Origin of the sequence: Streptomyces thermovulgaris (assembly GCF_002155915.1) — a bacterium.
GTDB lineage: Bacteria > Actinomycetota > Actinomycetes > Streptomycetales > Streptomycetaceae > Streptomyces > Streptomyces thermovulgaris.
In genome coordinates, this window is record NZ_MUME01000231.1 from 1 (window position 1) to 2939 (window position 2939).

Consider the following 2939-nt stretch of genomic DNA (forward strand, 5'->3'; position numbering starts at 1 on the left):
GTGAAGTCCAGCTCCGCCCGCTGCGGGCGGGAGGCGCGGGAGCCGGCCGGGTCCCGGTCCAGCTGCTCGACGATGTCGCACAGCGCCCAGGCGAAGTCCAGCACCGGCACCCAGCCCCAGGCCGTGGCCAGCTCGCGGTCCGTCTCGGTGTCCGCCAGATAGACGTCGCCGCAGAACAGGTCGTGCCGCAGGGTGCGTACGTCCACCTGGCGGTAGTCCGTCTGGGGAGGATCGGGGAAGCGGGAGGAGAGGGCGTAGCCGATGTCGAGCACAGAGGCGATGGTGTCACGGACCCGCGGCATAGGATCGCGCCCATGTACCGATCCGTGCTGATGGTCCGGAATGTCGCTCTCTGCTGTGTCCTGTCCGTGCTCGCGCTGACGGGGTGCGGCAGGGAGGTGCGCGGCACTCCGGGCGGGGACGGGGTGCGCGACCCGTACTTCCCCAAGGCCGGCAACGGCGGATACGACGTCAGCCACTACGACCTGACCCTCGCCTACGACCCCGACCGCCGCCATCTGACGGGGACGGCGGTCATCACCGCCCGGGCCGTCAAGAACCTGTCCGCCTTCAACCTCGACCTCAAGGGGCTCGAGGTGCGCGATGTCACGGTGGAGGGGAGGAAGGCCTCGTTCAGCCGCGCCGGCCAGGAACTCACCGTGCGCCCGCGCGAGGACCTGATGCGGGGGGAGACCTTCGAGGTGACGGTGCGTTATGCGGGCCGGCCGCAGACCGTCGTCGATCCCGACGGGGAGAAGGAGGGCTGGCTGCCCACCGACGACGGTGCGGTCGCCCTCGGCCAGCCGGTCGGATCGATGGCGTGGTTCCCGGGGAACAACCACCCGTCCGACAAGGCCGCCTACGACATCTCGATCACCGTTCCCGAGGGGTTCCAGGCCGTCTCCAACGGCGAGCTGAAGAGCGAGACGACCAGCGGGGGACGCCGGACGTTCCACTGGCACATGGCCGAGCCGATGGCGAGCTATCTGGCCACCGTCGCCGTCGGACGCTTCGAGATCACGCGCTCCACCATGAAGAACGGCCTGCCGGTGTACATCGCCGTGGACCCGACCCAGGCGGAGGCGAGCCGTGCGGTGCTCGCGCGGATTCCCGAGATCACACAGTGGGCGGAGCGCAAGTTCGGCCCGTATCCCTTCTCGTCCACCGGTGCGATCGTCGATCCTGCCCGGGACGGTTTCTACGCCCTGGAGACCCAGACCCGGCCCGTCTACCCCGGCGCCCCCAACCTGGACACCGTCGTCCACGAGATCGCCCACCAGTGGTACGGGAACTCCGTCAGCCCCAAAAGCTGGCAGGACATGTGGCTCAACGAGGCCTTCGCGACCTACGCCGAGTGGCTGTGGGCGGAGGAGCACGGCGGCAGCAGCGCGCAGCAGATCTTCGACGAGCTCTACCGCGACGAGCACTATCCGGACGAGGACCACAACAAGGCCGTCTGGGAGTTCCCGCCGGGCAGGCCGAGCAGCGCCGCGCACATCTCGGACCCGCCCGTCTACGACCGCGGCGCGATGGTCCTGCACAAGATCCGCCAGACCGTCGGCGACGACGCCTTCCACGACATCGTCCGGGGCTGGGCCGCCGCCCACCGCCACGGCAACGCGTCCACCGACGACTTCATCGCCTATGTGGAGAGGAAGGCCCCGGACAAGGACTTCGACGGGATCTGGAAGGACTGGCTGTACGGCGACGGCAAGCCGGCCCGCCCCTGACGGGCGAAGCCCCGGCCCGCGGGGGCCGGGGCTTCGCCGGCGTGCGCCGTCCTCGGACGGCACCGCTCGGACGCCGGTGCCCGGAGGGCGCCGCTCAGACGTTGACGCCGAAGTCCTGGGCGATGCCGGCCAGGCCCGAGGCGTAGCCCTGGCCCACCGCGCGGAACTTCCACTCCGCCCCGTGGCGGTACAGCTCGCCGAAGATCATGGCCGTCTCGGTGGCCGCGTCCTCCGACAGGTCGTAGCGGGCGATCTCGGTGCCGCCGGCCTGGTTGACGATGCGGATGTAGGCGTTGCGGACCTGGCCGAAGTTCTGGCCGCGGTTCTCGGCGTCGTAGATGGAGACCGGGAAGACGACCTTGTCGACCTCGGCGGGCAGCGCGGTGAGGTTGACGTTGATCGCCTCGTCGTCGCCCTCGCCCTCGCCGGTGCGGTTGTCGCCGGTGTGGACGATGCTGTTGTCCGGCGTCTGCTTGTTGTTGAAGAAGACGAAGTAGGCGTCGGAGATGACCTTGCCCTGGGCGTTGACCGCGATCGCGGAGGCGTCCAGGTCGAAGTCCGTTCCGGTGGTGGTGCGGACGTCCCAGCCGAGGCCCACGGTGACGGCGGTCAGGCCCGGAGCTTCCTTGGTGAGCGAGACATTGCCGCCCTTGGACAGGCTTACAGCCATGTTCGGGAGTCCCTTCCCTCGTTTTGCGTATGCGGACGTTCTGCGTATGCGGACGAAGCTACAGCCCACCGTAGGAACGCCGCGGAGATCCCAGGGGTTCCTCGTCCCCCCGTCTTTTTCACCGGACCCGTCCGCGGGCGCGTGAAAATCCGGTGACGCGAACGCGCGGAAGCGGGAACATGGACCGCATGCCCGGTCCCTATCCCATTCGTGGTTCCGTCGTGCTTCCCGAAGCCGAGCTGGTCTGGCGGTTCTCGCGGTCCTCGGGGCCCGGCGGACAGCATGTCAACACCACTGATTCGCAAGTGGAGTTGCGCTTCGACCTCGCAAACACCAAGGCCCTGCCCGAGGCGTGGAGGCGGCGCGCGAGCCGTTGCAGGGCGCGCCGCCTCCACGCCTCGGGCAGGGCCTTGGTGTTTGCGAGGTCGAAGCGCAACTCCACTTGCGAATCAGTGGTGTTGACATGCTGTCCGCCGGGCCCCGAGGACCGCGAGAACCGCCAGACCACCCCGCCTTCGGGAAGCACGACGGAACCACGA

General features: G+C 69.0%; 2 protein-coding genes and 3 pseudogenes. 2 read left to right on the top strand and 3 right to left on the bottom strand.

Going from position 1 to position 2939, the window contains the following annotated elements; all coding sequences use genetic code 11:
• Positions 1–272 (bottom strand): annotated as a pseudogene (locus CCN35_RS18620) (hypothetical protein); the annotation flags it as partial.
• Between the two features lie 42 nt (positions 273–314).
• Here CCN35_RS18620 and CCN35_RS18625 point away from each other — a divergent pair.
• A complete protein-coding gene (locus tag CCN35_RS18625; protein WP_086793592.1) occupies positions 315–1730 on the top strand; it encodes a M1 family metallopeptidase in 1416 nt (471 codons plus the stop codon).
• A gap of 94 nt (positions 1731–1824) precedes the next feature.
• Here the strand turns inward: CCN35_RS18625 and CCN35_RS18630 are convergent, their stop codons facing one another.
• Positions 1825–2400 carry a TerD family protein gene (locus CCN35_RS18630; RefSeq protein WP_067397754.1) on the bottom strand — a complete coding sequence of 192 codons (576 nt, stop codon included), beginning with the start codon at positions 2398–2400 and terminating at the stop codon, positions 1825–1827.
• A 188-nt stretch (positions 2401–2588) separates the two neighbouring features.
• Here CCN35_RS18630 and CCN35_RS29600 point away from each other — a divergent pair.
• Positions 2589–2769 (top strand): annotated as a pseudogene (locus CCN35_RS29600) (peptide chain release factor-like protein); the annotation flags it as partial.
• Positions 2770–2869: 100 nt separating this feature from the next.
• On the opposite strand, the pseudogene CCN35_RS30265 reads toward CCN35_RS29600, so the two are convergent.
• A pseudogene (locus tag CCN35_RS30265) lies at positions 2870–2926 on the bottom strand (aminoacyl-tRNA hydrolase); the annotation flags it as partial.
• Positions 2927–2939: the final 13 nt, after the last annotated feature.